Source organism: Streptomyces sp. NPDC107559, from assembly GCF_055657365.1.
The window spans coordinates 16,870-35,917 of the sequence record NZ_JBVKBD010000017.1 but is presented as its reverse complement, the minus strand read 5'-3'; the positions used below and the strand labels follow the sequence as shown (position 1 = coordinate 35,917).

19 protein-coding genes and 1 pseudogene are annotated in these 19,048 nt (G+C 70.1%); 9 read left to right on the top strand and 11 right to left on the bottom strand.

The window, feature by feature from the left end:
- Positions 1–130: 130 nt before the first annotated feature.
- From ACZ7OY_RS34885 to ACZ7OY_RS34870, 4 genes are all read right to left on the bottom strand, one after another.
- Entirely contained in the window at positions 131–799 is a 669-nt protein-coding gene (locus ACZ7OY_RS34885) for a hypothetical protein (protein ID WP_472249555.1), read from the bottom strand.
- Between the two features lie 85 nt (positions 800–884).
- A complete protein-coding gene (locus tag ACZ7OY_RS34880) occupies positions 885–2,837 on the bottom strand; it encodes a hypothetical protein (protein ID WP_472249554.1) in 1,953 nt (650 codons plus the stop codon).
- A 292-nt stretch (positions 2,838–3,129) separates the two neighbouring features.
- Entirely contained in the window at positions 3,130–4,419 is a 1,290-nt protein-coding gene (locus ACZ7OY_RS34875; RefSeq protein WP_472249553.1) for an acyltransferase family protein, read from the bottom strand.
- A gap of 337 nt (positions 4,420–4,756) precedes the next feature.
- On the bottom strand, positions 4,757–5,743 hold the full coding sequence (locus ACZ7OY_RS34870) for a LysR family transcriptional regulator (protein WP_472249552.1): 987 nt from the start codon (positions 5,741–5,743) through the stop codon (positions 4,757–4,759).
- 95 nt (positions 5,744–5,838) lie between these two features.
- Between ACZ7OY_RS34870 and ACZ7OY_RS34865 the strand changes: the two genes are divergently transcribed.
- Positions 5,839–6,996 (top strand): nuclear transport factor 2 family protein, encoded by a 1,158-nt coding sequence (locus ACZ7OY_RS34865; RefSeq protein WP_472249551.1) that lies wholly within the window; start codon positions 5,839–5,841, stop codon positions 6,994–6,996.
- A 132-nt stretch (positions 6,997–7,128) separates the two neighbouring features.
- Here ACZ7OY_RS34865 and ACZ7OY_RS34860 read toward each other — a convergent pair whose 3' ends face one another.
- Together ACZ7OY_RS34860 and ACZ7OY_RS34855 are read right to left on the bottom strand one after the other, a co-directional pair.
- Positions 7,129–8,586 (bottom strand): HupE/UreJ family protein, encoded by a 1,458-nt coding sequence (locus tag ACZ7OY_RS34860; protein WP_472249550.1) that lies wholly within the window; start codon positions 8,584–8,586, stop codon positions 7,129–7,131.
- A complete protein-coding gene (locus ACZ7OY_RS34855; protein ID WP_472249549.1) occupies positions 8,583–9,827 on the bottom strand; it encodes a DUF3500 domain-containing protein in 1,245 nt (414 codons plus the stop codon). Before ACZ7OY_RS34855 ends, ACZ7OY_RS34860 begins: the two co-directional genes overlap by 4 nt.
- Before the next feature lie 504 nt (positions 9,828–10,331).
- On the opposite strand from ACZ7OY_RS34855, the gene ACZ7OY_RS34850 reads away from it, so the two are divergent.
- Together ACZ7OY_RS34850 and cutA are read left to right on the top strand one after the other, a co-directional pair.
- Positions 10,332–10,478 carry a hypothetical protein gene (locus ACZ7OY_RS34850; protein WP_472249548.1) on the top strand — a complete coding sequence of 49 codons (147 nt, stop codon included), beginning with the start codon at positions 10,332–10,334 and terminating at the stop codon, positions 10,476–10,478.
- A 196-nt stretch (positions 10,479–10,674) separates the two neighbouring features.
- Positions 10,675–11,007: a divalent-cation tolerance protein CutA gene (gene cutA / locus ACZ7OY_RS34845; RefSeq protein ID WP_472249547.1), complete on the top strand. Its 333-nt coding sequence runs from the start codon at positions 10,675–10,677 to the stop codon at positions 11,005–11,007.
- A 50-nt stretch (positions 11,008–11,057) separates the two neighbouring features.
- On the opposite strand, the gene ACZ7OY_RS34840 is transcribed toward cutA, so the two are convergent.
- Positions 11,058–12,272, bottom strand: a complete 1,215-nt coding sequence (locus ACZ7OY_RS34840; protein WP_472249546.1) for an MFS transporter — start codon at positions 12,270–12,272, stop codon at positions 11,058–11,060.
- A gap of 90 nt (positions 12,273–12,362) precedes the next feature.
- Here ACZ7OY_RS34840 and ACZ7OY_RS34835 point away from each other — a divergent pair, with 90 nt between their 5' ends.
- Positions 12,363–13,124, top strand: coding sequence for a DeoR/GlpR family DNA-binding transcription regulator (locus ACZ7OY_RS34835; RefSeq protein WP_472249545.1), 762 nt, complete (start codon positions 12,363–12,365; stop codon positions 13,122–13,124).
- Between the two features lie 145 nt (positions 13,125–13,269).
- Here the strand turns inward: ACZ7OY_RS34835 and ACZ7OY_RS34830 are convergent, their stop codons facing one another.
- A complete protein-coding gene (locus tag ACZ7OY_RS34830) occupies positions 13,270–13,650 on the bottom strand; it encodes an HGxxPAAW family protein (RefSeq protein ID WP_472249544.1) in 381 nt (126 codons plus the stop codon).
- 147 nt (positions 13,651–13,797) lie between these two features.
- On the opposite strand from ACZ7OY_RS34830, the gene ACZ7OY_RS34825 reads away from it, so the two are divergent.
- Complete coding sequence (locus ACZ7OY_RS34825) at positions 13,798–14,271, top strand: MarR family winged helix-turn-helix transcriptional regulator (protein WP_472249654.1); 474 nt, start codon at positions 13,798–13,800, stop codon at positions 14,269–14,271.
- A 145-nt stretch (positions 14,272–14,416) separates the two neighbouring features.
- Here ACZ7OY_RS34825 and ACZ7OY_RS34820 read toward each other — a convergent pair whose 3' ends face one another.
- A complete protein-coding gene (locus tag ACZ7OY_RS34820) occupies positions 14,417–15,016 on the bottom strand; it encodes a TetR/AcrR family transcriptional regulator (protein ID WP_472249543.1) in 600 nt (199 codons plus the stop codon).
- A 130-nt stretch (positions 15,017–15,146) separates the two neighbouring features.
- On the opposite strand from ACZ7OY_RS34820, the gene ACZ7OY_RS34815 reads away from it, so the two are divergent.
- The 3 genes from ACZ7OY_RS34815 to ACZ7OY_RS34805 all read left to right on the top strand — a co-directional run bounded on the left by ACZ7OY_RS34815 (position 15,147) and on the right by ACZ7OY_RS34805 (position 17,153).
- Positions 15,147–15,806, top strand: coding sequence for a peroxiredoxin-like family protein (locus tag ACZ7OY_RS34815; protein WP_472249542.1), 660 nt, complete (start codon positions 15,147–15,149; stop codon positions 15,804–15,806).
- Between the two features lie 124 nt (positions 15,807–15,930).
- Positions 15,931–16,236: a hypothetical protein gene (locus ACZ7OY_RS34810; RefSeq protein WP_472249541.1), complete on the top strand. Its 306-nt coding sequence runs from the start codon at positions 15,931–15,933 to the stop codon at positions 16,234–16,236.
- 92 nt (positions 16,237–16,328) lie between these two features.
- Positions 16,329–17,153, top strand: coding sequence for a hypothetical protein (locus tag ACZ7OY_RS34805; protein ID WP_472249540.1), 825 nt, complete (start codon positions 16,329–16,331; stop codon positions 17,151–17,153).
- Position 17,154: 1 nt separating this feature from the next.
- On the opposite strand, the pseudogene ACZ7OY_RS34800 reads toward ACZ7OY_RS34805, so the two are convergent.
- Positions 17,155–17,667, bottom strand: a pseudogene (locus ACZ7OY_RS34800) (transposase); the annotation flags it as partial.
- Positions 17,668–17,721: 54 nt separating this feature from the next.
- Here ACZ7OY_RS34800 and ACZ7OY_RS34795 point away from each other — a divergent pair.
- The gene (locus tag ACZ7OY_RS34795) at positions 17,722–18,111 is read left to right on the top strand and encodes a hypothetical protein (RefSeq protein ID WP_472249539.1); all 390 of its coding nucleotides are present in this window, start codon (positions 17,722–17,724) and stop codon (positions 18,109–18,111) included.
- 279 nt (positions 18,112–18,390) lie between these two features.
- On the opposite strand, the gene ACZ7OY_RS34790 is transcribed toward ACZ7OY_RS34795, so the two are convergent.
- Complete coding sequence (locus ACZ7OY_RS34790) at positions 18,391–18,972, bottom strand: hypothetical protein (RefSeq protein ID WP_472249538.1); 582 nt, start codon at positions 18,970–18,972, stop codon at positions 18,391–18,393.
- Between the last annotated feature and the right edge of the window lie 76 nt (positions 18,973–19,048).

The window sequence follows — 19,048 nt, the reverse complement described above, 5'->3', positions numbered from 1 at the left end:
CGCCCCCGTGCCCTTGTCTCCCCGTATCCAGAGATGATCACTGAATACGGGCACACCCTACGTGCCGCTGTTCCCGACGGTCGAGGTCGGCCGCGCCTCCCTTCGCGGGAGCGCATGGCCCGGAAATCCCTCAGTGGGCCTGTGGGTAGCCGATTTCGGAGATGTCCTGGGCCAGGTCCGCCAGGGTGACCTCCGCGTTCAGCGACGACACGAGTTCCTGGTTCAGCGGCCGCAAGGCGTACAGGTCGCGCGCCGCTTCCAGATCCACCGCGACCTCGTAGTAGTCCTCGGCGAAGCGTTGGTACGCCTCGGGTGAGCGATCGACCAGCAGTGGGAACAGACCCGTCGCCCCGTCGGGGTCGGTGCGGTTCGGGGGGAAGTCGATCGTGCCGTGGTGCCACTGATCGTCCGTCGTCTCCCGCCACAGACAGGCCGTCACGACGGGCACGCCGTCCTCGTCGGTGAACGCGGCCTCCTCGACGAAGGGCTTGAAGACGTCGGGGACACCGTCGATCACCCCCGGCCACGGCTCGCCGTCGTGGCCGTACGGGCTCATCGGCGATTCATGACAGAAGCCGCGGACATAGGCCCCGGCCGCCGAGAAGACGATGGAGTACTCGTCTCCCGACCCGTCGCGCATCGAGGCCATCTCCTCGCCGTCAGCCCACGTGGCGTCGAAGGAGTAGTAGCGGCTTTCCCAGTCCGGGCTCAGGATCGCGTCGAGCATCGCAAGCGAGCGGCACAGGTCCCGCAGGTCGGCGACAGCGGGAAGCCTGCGGGCTACGTCGTAGACAGTCATGGACGCATCCAACCGGATCCCTCTGACAGCCTCAGGTCACGTTCGCCGCGCGGCCTGAGGCTGACTCCTCGTGACGTCGTGCGCGTCAGTGCACCGTGATGGATGCGGTGGCGGCCGATCTGCCGGCCCAGCCGTAGCGGTGGGCGGTCACCGTCACACTGACCTTCTGGCCCTTGTCGGCCTTCGCCAGCACGTAGGTGGACTTGGTGGCCCCGGTGATGGCCTTCCCGTTTCGTTTCCAGGAGTACGAGTACGTGGTGGCCGCCGGCGACCAGGTCCCGTGTGCGGCGGTCAGCCGGTGACCGACCATGGCGGTGCCGCTGACGGAGGGCGCCTTGGTGGCCTTCAGGGCAGGACCGGCGGCGATGGTGACGGCTGGTGCCGTGGAGTTGACCGAACCGGCGCCGTTGCTGACCGTGACCTTGCAGGTGACCTTGTGGGTGTAGTCGTCCGCGGTCAGGGTCCGGGTGGTGCCGGTGGCGCCGGTGGCGCCGGCGATGGTCCTGCCGTCACGCAGCCACGACCAGGTGCCGGTCGCGTTGTAGCCGGACCAGGCCGCGGAGCAGGTCAGCCTGGACCCGGTACGGGCGGTCCCGGTCATCGTTGCCTGCTTGGTGATGCCCGGCTTGGCCAGCAGGGTCTGCGACCGTTCCCACACCTGTGAGGTGTAGCGGTCGGCGGAACCAGGGGCGTAGACGGCGGTGCGTCCCAGCACGGTGGCCCGACCGTCCGGTCCCGCCGCCACTTCGCCCGTCAGGGCGTCCATGTCGGGGACGTCGGCGACCGGTGTGGAGTTGAGTGCGGTGGCCGTGCTCCAGGTGCCGTCGGCGCGGACGGCCCACTCGAGGTAGTGGTCGTTGCCGTTGTCGATGCCGGGTGTCTGCGGCCATACGACCTGTACGGTCCCGTCCGCGCCGATGGACGCGTCCACCTGCCAGTCGACGTACCCGGTCGACAGTGTCTTCGGTGCGGACCAGGCGCCCGTGCTCGCGCTGCGGGTGACGGCCTGGACGATCGGCATGCCGGCGCTGCCGGTCCAGCCCGCCCACACATAGGTGATGTCACCGTTGGGGGCGGTGAGGGGGCCGCTGTCGTCGTTGTCCTGGAGGACCGGCACGGCGGTCTGGACGGGTCCCCAGCTGCCGGTCGGGGAGGGCCTGGTGCGGGACTTGAGCGTCTCGACCCCGTTGGTGGCGCTCTGCCAGAGCACGGTGGTCGCGCCCCCGGCGGACATCGACACCTGGACGTCGGTGGACGCGGCGTCCGCCCCGGGCAGGGCGGCCGGGGTGCTCCAGTCTCCGCCGGGAGTGACCCGGGTCACGATGGAATCGATGTTGGAGTCAGTGGTCCTGTCCCAGGCGTCCCAGACCACCGTGGCCGCCCCGCCGGGAGCCACCGCGAGGGAGAACTGCTCGATGAAGCCGCCGGAGACGCTTCCCAGACGGTGAGGCGCCGACCAGGCCGTCGCGCCGGGGGTGAGCGTGGCGGTCATCGCCTCGTAGTTCCAGCCCCCGTCGCCCTGGACCCATACGGCGGTGACGGTGCCGTCCGCCGCCGCGGCCAACCGGGGCATCGACAGGTCCAGTCCGGCGTAGGACGTGAGCATGACCGGGTCCGACCAGCGGCCCGTCGCCGGGTCCCAGCCGGCCGAGACGGCGGCCAGCGAGCTGTCGGTGTAACTGCCGGTCGTCCAGGCCGCCTCGGCGTGCCCGTCGGCGGTCACCGTCAGCTCGACGGGGGCAGTCGCGTTGTCGCTCGCGAACAGCAGGTGGGGAGCCGACCAGGTGTTACTGCCGGCAGGCCGGACGACGGCCTGGATGTCCCATGCGGTGGCGCCGGCGGCCTTGTTGCGCCACAGGGCGAATACCGTGCCGTTCCCCGCCGTCCTGACGTCGATCAGGCTCTGCTGACCGCCGGTGCCGGTCACGGCGACCGCAGGGCCGAACGGGCCGGCCGACGCGGTGTACCCCGCAGCGGCAGCAGGCAGCGCGGCGCCGACCGCGAGTGCCGCAGCCGTCGCCGCTGCGCACGTGGCCATGGCGGTACGCGGTCTGGGTATCCTCAGTGCCACTACAGCTCCTGTCTCGGACGGGCATGCCTGTGACGCCCGACAGTGCGTCCGGATCTTGCTGTGGGGGCAGCGATCGAGGGGAACCACGTCCGGTCGATGCCCGGCACCGGAACATTGCGCAGCCCGCCCCCGCCGCATCACGCCCCCACAGTTCCCTGCCGATGGGCTCGTTGAAGCCCTTGTCGTTGGACGCGATGAACGACACTACCCAGCGGGCTTCACGCTTCCCGCCACTGACGGGCCAAGAATGATCAAATTCTCACTGCCCCTGCTGAGCAGCCACCAGTTCCTTCTCAGGAGCCTCAGGAACGCCCGGCTCGCCCCCTGCGGACGGACCCCGATGACGCTCCAGGAGCCGCCGTGCAAGCCGTTGCCCCGGAAGTTCCACCGCGTGATAGGTGAACGCGCTCAGCAAAAGCAGGGCCGAGAGGAAAGCGGCCAGCCAGATCAGCTCTTGTGCCGCACCGTGAGGATCGCCCACCTTCTCCATCGACCAGGACATCACGGAGATCAGTGGACGGTGCAGCAGGTAGACGGAGAAACTCACGAGGCCCAGCCAGGTCAGGGCTGCGGGCATCCTGCGGCGGCGCAGCAGGAAAGCCACACCGAACAGCGCCCAGCCCGCGAGAAACGCGCTGACCCAGGCGATCGGCGAGGCGGTCCAGGTACGTATCTGGGCCCGCCTGTCGTCGTAGAGCAGTCCGGCCGCCGTCCCCGCCACGAGTACGAAACCGCAGTATGCCCACGCCGCACCCCGGCGGATCTGTCCTCGTTCGGCGCGGTAGATCACGGTCCCGCTGAACATCGTGGCCAGGATCAGCAGGCTCTCCCAAGGAGTCGACCGCCCGTTTGCGATCATGAGCACCAGGCCGAGCCCCGCAAGCAGCGTCGCGCCTGTCAGCTGCGCCGCCCGGCGTCCGGTGAGCAGGAACAGCAGCCCCGTTCCCACCACCAGCGCGGTCACCGCAGTCAGCTGCCGGACGGTGAACTCCGGCCGCAGACTCCACGCTGCCGCCCACGGCCCCAGGAACAGCGCTGCCCCGGCGAACACGACCGCCACGGACCCACTGCGGCGATGGGCGCCGGCCATGAACAGCAGAGTGACCAGGTAGTAGAAGACCATCTCGTAGGTCAGGGTCCACATCACCGGCAGACCGCTGCGCAGGCCCAGCAGGTCCTGGAGCATGGTCGCGTTGGCGACGGCGGCGAGCAGCGGGTGCTCATGAACCGAGACATCCACCGCGGAGAAACGTTGCGGCACCAGAACGGCCGCGGCGACGAAGACCGCCGCGCACAGCGGGTAGAGCCGGAACAGCCGTCCGGTCCAGAACGCACGCACATCTCCCCGGCGCTCCAGCGAAGCGGGCACAATGTATCCGCTGACCAGGAAGAACGCCATCACCCCGAAGATCCCCGGGTCGAACCACTCCCGCACCGCCGCACCGAAGCCCACGAACAGCTCACCGCTCAGGTGGTGCAGGGCCACGGTCAGGGCGGCGATCCCCCGGACCGCGTCGAGCCACCCGAACCGGGTAGCAGTTGATGGCAAAGTTATCCGCGATTTCACCAGCGGACACTAGCAAGATCTCCCACCTGCGCCCGGACCGCCCCCATACACCGCTTCGCACTTCCGTGATCATGGGGGGGTGTGTCCAGCCGACCTGTTTGCCCCCCATTCAACGAGGTGCATTCCAGGCATATCGTGAACAATCAGCCAGCAGACCGCCTCCGCGGCCGGCCGCTGTCGTCGTTCGCGGCGACGGCGGCCGTGATCGTGTCCAGGCTGGGAGCGCCGGCTTCCAGATACGTCCGGTGAGGCAGGTCCTTCGGCTCGCTCAGGGCGGCCATATCGTGTTCCAGGGCGCCCTCGGACACGGGAACTCCCCTCAGGTGCCAGGGCCAAGTCGCCCCGGATCGAGGACGGCGGGCGCCTCGGTGTGGTGGGTGATGCCCGTCCCGGTCGGCCGCTGGGCGGTTCGGGCCGGACGGGCGGCGGTGAACACCGCGGCGAGCTGGTCGTGGAGCGACGCTGCGCAGGGGTGGGCGTCGTGGTGGGGTGTGATCGTGTAGATGCCGCGGGTCGGGGGATCCACGAGGGCGACCGTGGTGACATCGGCGCGCAGCGCGCACGTCAGCACTCCGGGGATCAGCGCGATGGCGTGACCGGTGGCGACCAGGGCCAGTTTGCCCGGCAGATCGGCCGCGGTGAGGTCGATGCGGGCGCTGACTCCGGCGCGCGCGGCGTGCTGGCGCAGGAGCGCCGCCGAGCCCTCGTTGTCCTCGGCCCAGGTCTGGTCGGCCAGCGCCTGGATGTGCACCGGACCGTGACCGGCCTGCGGATGGCCCAGCGGCAGTACGACGACCATGTCGTCCAGTCCGAGGAACCTGCGCTCGACCCGCGGGTCTGCGGTCAGCCTGGGCGGGGCGTCGGTGACGACGGCGATGTCCAGATCGCCGGCGATCACGCGGTTGTGCAACTGCGCGCTCAGAGCCGGCCGCAGGCTCCACCGGAGGGACCCTGCCTGCTCCAGCAGGCCCCGGACGGCCTGCGGGACGATCCCCGCGGCGAGAGACGGCGTCGCTCCGATGGCCAAGGGGCGCTCCCACACCCCGTCGCGGACGTCCCGTACCGCGCGAACGGCGCGCTCGGCCTCGTCGAGCGTGGCCAGGGCACGGCGCCGGAACACCTCACCGGCCGGCGTCGGGCGCACACCACGTGCGTGGCGCTCCACCAGAGGCACGCCGAGCTGCCGCTCCAGCCCGGCGATCTGCCGGGAGACGGCCGACTGCGTGTGATGGAGCTCGGCTGCCGCCGCCGACAGCGATCCGGCCCGGCACACGGTCACGAAAGTCCGCCACACCGTCAGATCCATGACGGCAGTATGCCCGGCTGGTATGCGGGCCCCGCAGGGCAGGCCTGCGAGATCTGCGCTTGTCGCATTCATTGGCGTGCAGCACTGTGGCGCACATGACCACACCGCACACGATCGCCGTCCTCGGCCTGGGGCGCATGGGCGGCGCGATCGCGACCCGGCTGGCGGCCCAGGACCGCAACGTCGTCGGCTGGACCCGTTCAGGGCGTACCTCGGGCACCGTCACGACGACCGACGATGCGAACGAGGCCGTGGCCGGGGCCGACCTCGTCGTCCTGGCGCTGTTCGACGGGCCGGCCTGTCGGCAGGTCCTCGACGACGTCCGCGACTCGCTGCGAACGGACACGATCGTGCTCAACACCAGCACCATCGCCCCCGCCGAAGCATCGGAGCTGGCCCGGCAGTTCGGCCCGTCCTACGTCCACGCTCCCGTGCTCGGCTCGGTACCCGCTGTCGCCGCGGGCGCCCTGCAGATCCTCGCCGCCGCCGACCAGGACGCACTCGAACGAGTCCGGCCGATGCTGGAGACACTGGGCACCGCCCATCGCGTGGACGACGCCGCGACCGCCGCCGCGCTCAAGCTGATCGCCAACAACAGCCTCGCCGGAGCCGTCCTCGCGCTGCGCGACGCACTGCGGCAGGCCGACGCTCTCGGACTGCCCCGCACCCGGACGCTGGACGTCCTCGAACTCGGCCAGCTCGGCGGGCTCGTGGCCCGCAAGCGCCCCTTCCTGCTCGGTGAGCCGACCGCTGCCACGGCCCACTTCACGATCGGTGCACTGGCCAAGGACATGGCTGTGCTGGCCGCCGCGTCGAACACCCCTTTACGCAGTACGACGGGCCTGGCCGACACCCCTGCTTCCGCCGAGGCCGACATCGCTGTGGCCGCCACGCTCCCCTCCGTGGAGGACGCCGTGCTCGAACCGCTGCGCGCCTACATCCGCGGACACGCCACCGGCGACCCCGCCCACTTCCGCGACGCCTTCCTGCCCACTGCCCACATCGAGGGGATGCGGGAGGGCGCGTTCGTCTCCTGGCGCCTGGACGCGTACTGCGCCCTCTTCCGCGGTCGGCCGGCACCCGACGAACCGACCCGCACCCGTCGCATCGACGCCGTCGACGTCCACGGGACCGTCGCGACCGCCACCATGACCCTCACGCACGGCGCGGACACGTTCACCGACGTCTTCCTGCTGGCCCGCGCCGACGACGGCTGGCGCATCGCCAACAAGGCGTACCACCGCCACACATGACCGTGCGGAACGGTCCACTCCTCGGGGAACCATCACCACGCGACGAAGCGCTCACCACGACGCCCCCGAGCGACGGCCGGCCTGATCGAAGTGAACAGGCCGGCCTGCTCGGGGTGAGCAGGCCGGCCTGGCTCACTTGCGTGCCGCGTTTCGGCTCTCGTGGTCGGATCGCACCCCGTCGGCGCGGTCGGCGGACGTCGACGCGGCCCGGTCGTCCCGGCCCGCCTGGACGCGCAGGGGTTCCGGGGCGTCGTCGGCCGCTGGACGGCGCCGCGCCGTCAGTGTCCACGCCACGGCCGCCACCGCCGTCCCTGCCAGCCCGGCCAGCAGTGCCGTGGTGTGTGATCCGGCGCCGTCGGCAGCGCGTGCGACCGGGTTGGGTTGTCCCATCCGGTCCAGCAGCCACCCCAGGGCCGCCGTGCCGGTGAGCGCGGCGCCGGTCAGTCGCAGCACCGGCTGAACGCGCAGGCGTGCCAGCAGCAGCAGTGCGGGCAGGGCGAGGCAGACCAGCAGGAGCTGGACCAGCTCGATGCCGAGGTTGAAGCCGAGGAGGCTGGTCACGAGCTGTCCGGTGGACAGGTGCAGCTCGGCGAGGACGAAGGAGAACGCCAGGCCGTGGCCGAGTCCGAAGACCCCGGCCACGACCGCCTCCCGGCCCGGGAACAGCGGGCGGACGGCGTGGACGGCGCCGACGAGGATGCTCGCGGCGATGAATGCCTCGACCGGCCGGTCGGGGATGTCCAGCCGCCCGAGCGCGCTGGCGGCCAGGGCAACTGAATGCCCGGCGGTGAAGGCCAGGGTGATGCCGCCGATGCGGGCGAGTGCGGCGCGCGATCCCACCAGGCCCTCCCAGCGGCGCCCACGGACCGCCAGGGGCGCGGGCAGGAGCAGGATCAGCAGGAAGAGCAGGTGGTCGGTGCCGGTGAGGATGTGGTCGCCGCCCAGTTCGACCATGGCGAGGAATCCGCGCCAGGCGCTGCCGTCGCCGAGGTCGACCTTCAGGGCCGGGACCGTCATGGTCCGGGTGTCGATCCGGATGGTGCCGACCTGGGTGGTGCCCTTGCCGTCGACGTGACCGGCCGCCCAGTCCTGACGGACCGACACCAGGGCGACGTGCGTGACGACTTGGTGGACGATGACGTCGTAGCCGAAGGTGAAGTGCCGTACGTCGGCACCGGCGGGCGGGGTCAGCACGGCCTCGGCGACCAGCTCACGGTACTGGCCGGTCGAGGTCTGTTCGGCGCGGCTGATGCTGAGCGCGCCGACGGTGACCTTCCACCGCGTGCCCGAGGCCGTGGCCGGGCGGATGTGCCGTGCGAGATACGCGCGGATGGCTCCGGCCCTCCGGGACAGCGTGGTCCGGGTGGCGTCGCTCAGGTCGATGCCGCTGGCCGCGGTGAACTCGCCGGCTGGGAGTTCCAGTCGCGCGTTCACCGCGGTCTGGTGGACGTCGAGTTCCACGACCGAGTGCGGCATCGGATGCGCGGCGGCCGGCGACGCCCCGATGAGGAGCGCCGCCGGCACCGCGATCGCGATCCCGGCCACCATGCGTACGAGTGCTGCGGTCAGCCAGTTTCGCGGTCGGGTCATGAGAAGCTGAACTCGCTGCCGTAGTCGCGGGTGTGGTCCCGGTACACGGTGTGGTAGTGGATCTTGTCGCGGAAGACCACGCCGTTCTGGCAGACGAACTCGATCCAGACGCCGGGGCCGTCGATGCGGACGTAGTCGCCCTGGGTGTCCAGGCCCGTGCCGCCGGAGTAGGCGACGTAGGTCTCGGACAGCTCCTTGGCGTACGTCTTCATGAGCCGGTCCGCCGTGGCGTCGTCGACGTCGGCGACCCAGGGGTGGATGGCGGCCAGGACCAGCTTCTGCTGCTTGGGCGACAGTTCGCCGACCTTGATGCCTTCCTTGGTCTCCGGGAACTTGCCGTCCTGGCTCGGGCCGAGCAGCACGTCGCCGAAGGACTGGGACAGTTTGGCCTGGGCCAGCTGAGCGGTGCTCAGGCTGCCGGTGAGCTTCAGCAGGCCGTCGCGGAACTTCGCGAGCGGCGCGTAGGTGGTGCCGTCGTCGGCGGTCCAGCTGGTCGGCTCGACGCCCGTGAAGAGGGGGCTGGCACCGGCGACCTTGCCGTCCTTGTAGGTGATGTTGACGGCGAGGTGGTGGCCGCCGAAGTGCAGCTGCCAGGTGCCGGTCGCGGACGGGGTGCCGAGGAAGGCCAGGTAGTAGGAGCCACTGCCGTACGAGAAGCCGCCGGGGCCTCCGCCACCGGGGCCACCGGAGGGCGGGGCGCCGGTGGGGAGATCGGTGGCGGTCGAGGTGGGTGCGGCCGAGTCCGAGGCGGTCGGTTCCGCGGACGCGGAGTCGGCCGGCTCCGCGGAGGCCGAGTCGGTCGGCTCCGAGGTGGGCGCCCCGGAGGCGGAGCTGGTGGCCTCCGCCGAGGCGAGCACGTCGTCGGCCTTGAGGGTCTGCAGCACGTGCTCGTAACCGGTGTCCTTGCCGGAGCCCAGGGCCACCTTCAACACGTGCTCCGCGGCGGCCAGTTGGTCATCGGTCAGGGTGCCGAAGCCGATGCCGGGCCGGCAGGAGGAGCCGCACGGCAGATTGGACCAGGCGGTCGCGTTCGCCTGCGAGAAGTCCAGGACCGTGGACGCCTGCTGGTCGGAGTCCAGCGTGTTCAGGAACGCGTTGGCGGCGCTGACCACGGCTGCGGCGCCGGTGGCGTTCTTGTCGACGGGGCGCTTGGCGGCCGGTGCCGCGTTCGTCCCACCAGTGGGGGTCGAGGCGTTCGCCACGGCGAATCCGCCGACGGCGAGGGTCACTCCGGCGGCCACGCCCGCGATACCCCGCCGAACCCTGCGGCTGCGCATCCGACTTGTTCTCTCTTTGCTCACAACTCTCCCTGAAGACAAAGGCGGGAGACGGTGCCGCAGGTTCTTCCGGCGGCACCGTCCAGGACACGCGCGCGATCGACGAGAGAACTATCAGCAATATTGTTGACACCTCAAGGCGCGGCACCCCTGGCTGCGTCCCCTTCGGTGGGATTGCTCCGGGTATTCAGGAAAAGTGCTGGGCTTGTTGACAGGTTGCTCTTATCCGGCTTCCAGCAGCCGACACGGTCGCGAGCCGGCTCGCCGCGGAGTACCCAAGTCAGTTCCCTGCAGCGGCGGCAGTACGGCAAGAGCCGCCCAGCAGGCTGGTCCATCACCCGGACCGAGCATGATCGGTACAGAAACCGGACCCGTCTCGGCCGCGAAGGGCCGGCTGCGTGAGGACGTACCGTCCAGCGTGCTCCACGCCGTGGGACGCCTGGGGTACACCCCGGCCACACCCCTGCTGTGGGAACACGTCGACGACTCACCGAAGTCACCGACCGCGTCTTCGGCAGCGACGATCCTCTGGCGGACAAGGTCCGCAACCTGGAGGACGCCCTCCGCACCGCAGCGGCACACGAGTGGGCGCTGCGCGCGGCAACCTCACGCTGAGACCGTCGACCACGCCGACCCGGTCGGGCCGATCGCCGCGCTCACCCGATTCCTCGGGCGCTCCCAGCCACACCAGTAGCCGCTGCCGAGCCCGAGGCCGCGGTTGACCTGGTCCGGCCCGGTGCCGGTCTCCTCCGTCGTGGGGGCCGGTCCGCTGGGTAGGGTCGTACTCCGCCGACCCGGGGAGAGCCGTCGCATGACCGACATCGTGATCGCGCAGACGACCATCGACGATGCGCAGCGGGCGGAGGCTCTGGCGCGTGGCGCCGTAGAGAACCGGCTGGCGGCCTGCTCGCACATCGATCAACCGTTCACCGCGATCTACTGGTGGAACGATGCCGTCCAGACCGCCCAGGAGTGGCGGATCTCGTACAAGACGACCGCCGAACGGCTTCCGGAGCTGGAGGCATGGGTGTCCGAGCAGCACGGCTACGAGGTGCCCGAGTGGATCACCATCCCGGTGACGGGGGGCTCGGTGGCCTACCTGGCATGGGTGGCCGAGGAGAGCACGCCTCGACCCGTCGCCTGAGAACGACGGAGGCTGGTGCGGCGCGTGGTCAGGACGTGCCGCACCGGCGGTCAGCGGCCCGCGGGGGCCAACTCGTCGTGGGGGGTGCGGTCTGCTCCGGCGCGCAGGATCCCGGCGGCCGCGGCAGTGGTGACACACAGCAGGGTCAGCAGCACGAAGGCGTGGTTGAGGGCGACGAGGTGGGTGAGCCAGCCGATGACGGCGGGACCGGCGAGCATGCCGACGTAGCCGAGGCCGGCGACGCGGGAGACGTTGGCCCCGGCGGCCGCGGGGTCGGCGTGACCGGCCGCGCTGAACAGTTGCGGAACCGTGCCGGACAGGCCCAGGCCGAAGAGCGCCCAGCCGAGGAACGCGGCCCACATCCACGGGCCCAGAGCCACGAGCGTGATGCCTGCGGCGGCCATCGCCGCCCCGTGGCGCAGGATCGCCATGGAGCCGAACCGGGCGACGAGGCGGTCCGCGAGCAGCCGGCCGATGGTCATGGCCGCCGCGAAGGTGCCGTAGGCGAAAGCGGCCGTCCCGGCGGGTGCGCCGAGAACGTCCTTCAGGTGCAGAGCACTCCAGTCGTTCGCGGCGCCCTCACACAGCATGACCATCAGCGCCAGGACGGCGAGCAGCCAGATACGCCCCCTGGCACTGCCGGGCATGACGGCCTGTGCTGCCCCGGTTTCCGCCGGGGAGTCGGAGCCGGCGCTCCTGGCGTCGGGGGCGGTCGGCAGGAGAGCACGGGCCGACGCCAGGGCGACGACGATGCCTGCGGCTCCCATGGCGGCCATGCTCGCGACCGGGGTCAGGCCGGCGCTCGCGGCACCGGCTGCGACGAGCGCGGCGATGACGCCGCCGACGGAGAAGGTGGCGTGGAAGCCTGACATGACGGGCCGTCCGTAGGCCTTCTCCACGTGCACGGCGTGGGCGTTCATGCTCACGTCCAGGACGCCGTTGCAGAACCCGAAGACGAACAGGGCTCCCGCCAGCGTCCAGGGGTCCCGGGCGAGGCCGGGCAGGACGAGGGTCGCACCGCACAGCACACCGCCGGCGGGGACCACGACGCGCGCGCCGAAGCGGTCGGCCAGGGGGCCGGCCACCTGCATCCCGGCGAAGGCCCCGAGCCCGAGCAGTACCAGCAGGCCGCCCAGGGTCGCGTGGCTGACGCCCACGCGTTCCTCGACGGCGGGAATGTGCACCACCCAGGCGCCCATCAGGGTGCCGCACAGCACAAAGTAGACATAGGTCGCCACGCGGGCGGCTCGAAGCGAACGTTCCATGCCGCCCACCGTAACGAACAAATTTGGTGTTCGAAAGCCCAAGGATTGAACATGTTGAATGTTCATTGCGTGGTGGTGTTCAATCCCTGCATGAGCAACGCAGAGCGGCACGGGCTGATCGCGAAGGCCGTCAGGGACTCCGGCGCCACCACGGTCCAGGAGCTCGCGGAGCTGACCGGCGCCTCGGAGATGACCATCCGGCGCGACCTCGACACCCTGGCCGCCCAGGGCGTCCTCGAACGCGTCCGGGGCGGGGCACGCACCCTGCTGCTCAGGGGCGAGGAGCCTCCCTTCGCACTGCGCACCAACGAGTCGGTCGACGCCAAGCGCCGGATCGCCGCCGAGGTCTGCGCGCTCATCGCCGACGGCGAAAGCGTCCTGCTGGACAGCGGCACCACCTGCCTGGAAGTCGCCCGCCTCCTGCGCGACCGCCCCGTCACGGTCATGCCCCTGTCCCTCCAGGCCATTCACCTCTTCGGCACGGCACCCGGCCCGGCCACGCTGATCGTGCCCGGCGGACAGCCCCGCGCCGCCGAGGGAGCCCTCACCGGCCCCCTCACCCTCGCCTCCCTGGCCGCCCTGCGCTTCGACACCGCCGTCATCGGCTGCTGCGGACTGAGCGCGGCCGACGGCCTGACCGCCTACGACCTCGACGACGCGGCGGTGAAACGGGCGGCCATGACGTCAGCGCGCCGAGTCCTCCTCGCCACGGACGGCAGCAAACTCGGCCACACCGCCTTCGCCCACGTCGGCCCTTCCACGCTCCTGCACACACTCGTCACCGACGCCACCGCACCCCTCGACGAGGTCGCCGCACTCGAAGACGCCGGCACCGTCGTCAAGATCGCCTGACCCTCCAGCACCGCAGGGCGGGCCACACCCCGCGCACAGCGAACAGCCGACCCCTGAATGGCGTCCCGACCGTCGCGGGCGGCCACGGCCTAGCGGGTGTCCCATCCGTACCGTTCGATCGAACGCAGGTGACACCCGGGGCGGTTCATCCGTGATCAGCCGTCAAAACAGAGGCGACGGCGGCCCCCTCGGGTCGGTCCGCGCCCCGTCCGCGAGGTGCCCCTCGCCCGGCGAGACGGCAGCCGAGGCAGTCCGCGTGACCGCCCCGGGCGGCGAGGTCCCTGACGCGCCAGTCCCACTGGGCGGCCGGGCGCGGGCCACTCGGCTTGCCCCAGCCCGCCAGGTGCAGCATCCACGTGGTCAGCAGCGCCAGGGCCAGCACCGCCACTCCCCCGAGCGCGAGCAGCCCCGAGCCTTTGACCATCGCGAGTCCACACAGCCCGGATCCCAGCACGGCGATGCCCACACCGGTCCAGCCGGCGACAGTGTGGCCCAGGTCGTGCTCGTCGTCACCGTGGATGAACATGATCGCGCTCCTCGAGCTGTGAAGATGGTGGGGCCGACCCGCCGCGAGACCTCTTATCTCGCAAGCTAAGTATCTTAGATCCTAAGGGGACTCGTGAGTGATCACAAGACGCGCCCGGCCGCAACGGCGGACCAGGCCCTCTACGCCATGGACCGGATGATCGCCACCGCCCAGTTCGGGCAGCAGGACATCGCCCGCCGGATGGGCCTGAACGTCACGGACCTCACCTGCATGGGCTTCCTCATCGAGGCTTCCATGGCGGGCGAGTCACTGGTCGCGGGCGACCTCGCGGAGCGGGCCAGGCTGACCACGGGAGCGGTCACGGGCGTGCTGAACCGCCTGGAGAAGGCCGGCTACATCCGGCGCACCGCGGACCCGGGCGACCGCCGACGCGTGTACGTGGTCATGGAGGAGACCGCCCAAGGGCGCATTCTCGAGATCTACGGGCCCGTCTACCAGCGACTGGCGACCCTGTTCGGCGACTACGGACCGGAGGAGATCGCCGTACTGACGGACTGGTTCACCCGCGCCCGCGCCATGTTCGACGAGGCGTTGCACGAGATCCGGGAGGGAGCACCGGCCTCACCGTCGACGGACGGCACTGGATCCCCTCAGGGATGACGGCACGCCCCCGCTCGGAGGCGCCACCCGCCGCCTCACGCAACGCGAGCGTGAGCACCGGCCCGGCGAACGTGCCGAGCAGGGCTCTTGTGCCGCGTTCGCAAGCGTCCCGGCCGAAAGGGCGGATAGGCCCGAGACACACCGGTCACTTGACCGGACGGCTGCCCAGTGAATGCAGTGCGGCAGCCACCGTCGCGCTCAGCGAACCGGCGTCGGCGCCCGCGCGGGAACGCAGGTTGACGCCGTAGGCGAGCAGGGCCAACAGGTCGGCCGCCGCGGCCGCGTCGGTGTCGGGGGCCAGCTGACCTTCGGCTTCGGCCACGACCAGCACCGCGTGCAGGGCTTTCCGCAGTTCCTCGTGGTGCTGGTCGAGGAAGACGCGGACGTCGGGGTCGCCGTTCTCCGCGCCGGCCTGTGCGTTGGAGACCATGCACCCCCAGCGCGCGTACTCGCCCGAGCACCGGACCCCGATCAACGCGTCGAAGAACTCCGCGACGGCGGGCAGCCCTCGGCGATCCTCGGCGAGCGCGCGGAACGCCGGCCGGGACCACTGCTCCCGGTATCGGTGCAGCGCGGCGAGATAGAGCTCCTGCTTGCCGCCGAAGGTGGCGTACAGGCTGGAACGGTTGAGGCCGGTCGCGGTCACGATGTCCTGGATCCCGGTCGTGGCCACGCCCTGACGCCAGAACAGCCGTACCACCATGTCCAGCGCCGCGTCCGGATCGAAGTGCTTGATGTCCGGCATCTGTCACCCCACCAACTTGAAACAATGGTTCCAAGATACCTGGCGCGAGCATGGAGCTGTCGCTATCTTGGAACGGTCGTTTCAAGAAGCCGTTTCAGGAAGCTTGTCTCGCGGATGAGGAGAACCTCCGATGACCGACCTCACCACCGAACTTCGCGCGCTCAGCGCAACCCGGGACCGGCACATCCCCACCGCAATGGGCGAGGTCATGGACCGCGCGGCCCGGGAGCTCGCCGACTCCGGGCAGGCCGGCCGCGCCCGCACCGTCGGCGAGTCCGCCCCGCGGTTCAACCTGCCCTCTGCGGCCGGCGCCCCGGTGGCGCTGGACGACCTGCTCGCCGAGGGTCCCGTCGTCCTGACCTTCTACCGCGGCGCATGGTGCCCGTACTGCAACCTCGCCCTGCGCGCCCTCCAGCGGCACCACGCCGACATCACCGCGCGTGGCGCCCGCCTGGTCGCCGTCTCCCCGCAGATTCCCGACGAGTCGCTCACGCTCACCGAGAGGCACGGTCTGGCCTTCGACGTCCTCAGCGACCTCGGCTCCGATACGGCCAAGCAGTACGGCCTCGCATTCGACCTCTCCGACGACCTCGCCGCCGTCTACGACAAGCTCGGCTTCGACCTCCAGCGCGTCAACGACGGCCACCCCCGCACACTGCCGCTGCCCGCCACCTACGTCATCGACCGAAACGGCGTGATCCGCTGGGCCTTCGTCGACACCGACTACACCGCCCGTGCCGAACCCGCCGACGTCATCGCGGCCCTGGACAGCCTCGGCGATGCCCGCTAGACCCGTATTTCGCGGGTCGCTGATTCGTATGGTGTGACCGGCCTGGGGGTGTCCCGGGCTGGGGTGGCGGCGTTGGGCTGGGTGTGTCGATTTCAAAGGGCCCCTCGCGGTCGCCCCGGTCTTCGTGCAGCACAACCGGCGCGTCGTTGCCCTGATCCAGGTCATCTGCCTGGCCCTGCTCGTCTTCTGCCTCATCGAACGGCAGGTCAGACGCGTGCTCGGCCCCGGGCAGACCATGGTTGGCCTCTACCCCGACAACCGCCGAGTCCGCCCCACCGGGCGCGTGATCTTCTACCACCTCGGCGAACTCACCCTGCGGATCGGCAACATCACCGACCCACCCACCGTCCAGATCACCCGCGGCGTCCAACTCCACCTCCTCGACCTACTCGACACCGACATCACACGAACCCGCCGGCCACAGACCTGAAACGGTGACCTGCGAAGAACGGGGCCAGATGCCTCTGCTTCGGATGCGGTCGAACAGTCCTCTGCGGGCCCGGGCTCGCTTAATGTGCCCGCGTGACCTCAACAGAGACGTCCTCGCTGATACTGCACGGCAGACGCCGTGCGTCCATCCGCCTACGGGACGGGGTGGTACTGCTGGCGGCGGACGGCGTACAGCGCCGGATACCGGTGGCGGCGATAGAACGAATCGACGTCCACGGCCGCAAAGGCCGACGGCTGGCCGTCGTACTGACGGGCGACGAGCCCGTGGCATACCACCTCAGGTGTCGCAGCGCCCCCGCCGTGCACGAGTTCGCGCAGGCCGTCCAGCGTGCACTGCCCGTACGGGACGCCGACGAGCCGCGGCTGGACGGGGCGGGGTTGGTGACCGAGGCGCCGCTGGAGCGGGCGACGCCGAACCGGGTCCGACAGCTGTGGTGGGGCCTGGGAGGCGCCTATGTGCTGGTGTTCGTCCTGCTGGTGGTTACACGCGCCGGGGCGGTCCCGGTGCTGCTCTGGGTGGTGGCTCCTGAGGCGATCGGCGGCGGAGGGTTCGGCGTCCATATCGGGTGGAAGATGGTCCGGGAAGCCTGGGGAATGCGTACCCGGGGCATCACGGTGGAGGGACGGCTGCAGCGGTCCCACTCGTACAACGGCGTCGAGCAGTACACGTACGCATACGTCGACAACCAGGGCGAACAGCGTGAGCTTACGAGCTCGGACGGTGGCGCCGAGCGGGCCGAGATCACGTACGACCCCGCGAAACCCGAGACCGCCCAAGTCGGTCGTGGTACGACAGGATGGCTGGTGTTCGGCGCGGTACTCATCCTGCTGTTCGGCCCGCTTCTGTTGGCCGGTGTCTGGTTCGCGGTGGTGGGAGTGGCGGCCCTGGTCGTCTGAATCAGCGACCTGCGAAGTGCGAGGCTAGATGATCTAGTCCGAGGGGGCGGTGATCGTAGGCGGTCAGTGAGCGTAGGACGGTTTGTCCGGTGGTGCCGTTGTGCCAGATCGCGGCGGTCAGCGCGAGCATGCGTTGCATGACGCAGGCTATGACACCTTGAACAGGGCTGCGCCAGGCCGTTCCCGTTCACCTTTACGGACAGGCCGCAGCAACTGGACTGCATGCTCGGACAGTTCGCGTTCGAAACGACGGCCGAAGCAGTTCTTGTCGCCGATGAGAGTCTGTCGGGGGCGCTCTCGCGGAAGCTCGCATTCGGCCGCCAGGAGATCAAGGAGGGTCCCTCGTTCGTCGGCCTTGGCCCGGGTAAGGGCGAAGGCGATGGGCAGGCCCTGAACGGTGCAGACCAGGTGCAGGCGCAGGCCCCCAGAAGAAGCGGCTGTGGCTGGCGCAGTAGCCGCATTCGGCCCAACCTGCCAGGTCGGAGGGTTTGACGGTCTCGCGGGAATGCCGACACCCTCGTTCTCGCCTCCGCAGGCACCCCTTGAACCACACCACCGGGAGGAACCAGTGTCATACCCGCAACTGCTCACCCCCGAGGAGAAGCTCGCCGACGCGAAGAAGCTGTTGAGCCTCCCGCGTATCGTCGTGATCTGCGGCTCCACCCGCTTCATGACCGAGATGAGCGAGGCCGATCTGCGGGAGACCAAAGCCGGAAAGATTGTCGTCAAACCGGGCTGTGACATGAAATCGCCGCACGAACTTTGGTCCGATCCTGTCGAGGCCGAGGCGCTCAAGGCTCGACTCGACGATCTGCACCGGGCGAAGATCCGGCTCGCTGATGAGGTGCTCGTCGTCGGCGACTACATCGGAGACAGCACTCGAGCCGAAATCGCCTACGCCCGGTCGCTGGGCAAGCCCGTGCGGTTCACGCACCCCGAAGTCGACCCTGACGCCTGACCGCCCGCTGCCACCTCGACTACCAGGGCCGGCAGCCCGCCGCCTGACCGTCTCGCGGTGGCTTCGGCCGCCGCCCAGCCCACACCCTCTGCAGGCATCCGTTGGAATTGATCATCCAGGGGCTGTCTCTCAGGTCCCTCCATGAGATCGTCGTGCTCGGATCGTGAAGCACATCGTCAGCGCGGGATCCTGGCCCGCGGTCAGGACGAAGACGACGACCGAACCCGCGCAGAGCACATGAGGTCGAGCGGCGGTCGACGCGGGGGCGTTCACGGCCCGTCAGCGGCCCTTTGCGGACTCGGCCCAGCGCGGGGCCTCGTCGTCGGGGATGTCCGGGCTGGCGAAGTGGAAGGGAACCGAGAGGTGACCGGCGAGAGCGCGGCCGGCCTGCTCGGCGGCTACCGCTGCGCGGTGGCGCGTGTGGTGCGTGTGGTGAGTGCCTTCCTCGCCGAGGTACCGCTCGGCGGTCGACCAGTCGACGGTCGCCATCTCAGCCTCCCTCGCCGGATCAGCGGTGATGGCCAGCAGTCGTACGAACCAGTCGTGGACGGTGTCACCGTCCCAGATGGCCTCGATCGCCACGATGCGGCCCTCGCACCCGGCCGCCCGACAGGCCAGTGATTCCAGGTCGAGTGGGCTCTGCGGCCTGCGGGCAATCCGGTCTCCGTAGTGGAGGTACCGGTCGTGGGCGATCAACTGAGCGGTACCGACCCCGATGCCATGAGGAACACGACCGATGGCGGTGATGACCTTCACCGCCCTGATCAGGGAGTCCTGGAGGATGTACCCGTCGATCTCGTCGCGGATCCCGGCCGGCAGACTCTCCCACCACTCGGTCCTGGCCGCCGCGTTCATACCCATGGAAGTGCCCCCGTCGCCTTGAAGGCCCCGGCAACGGAGCCTCGCGCCACTGTACGTCGTGCCCTGACGGGGTTCG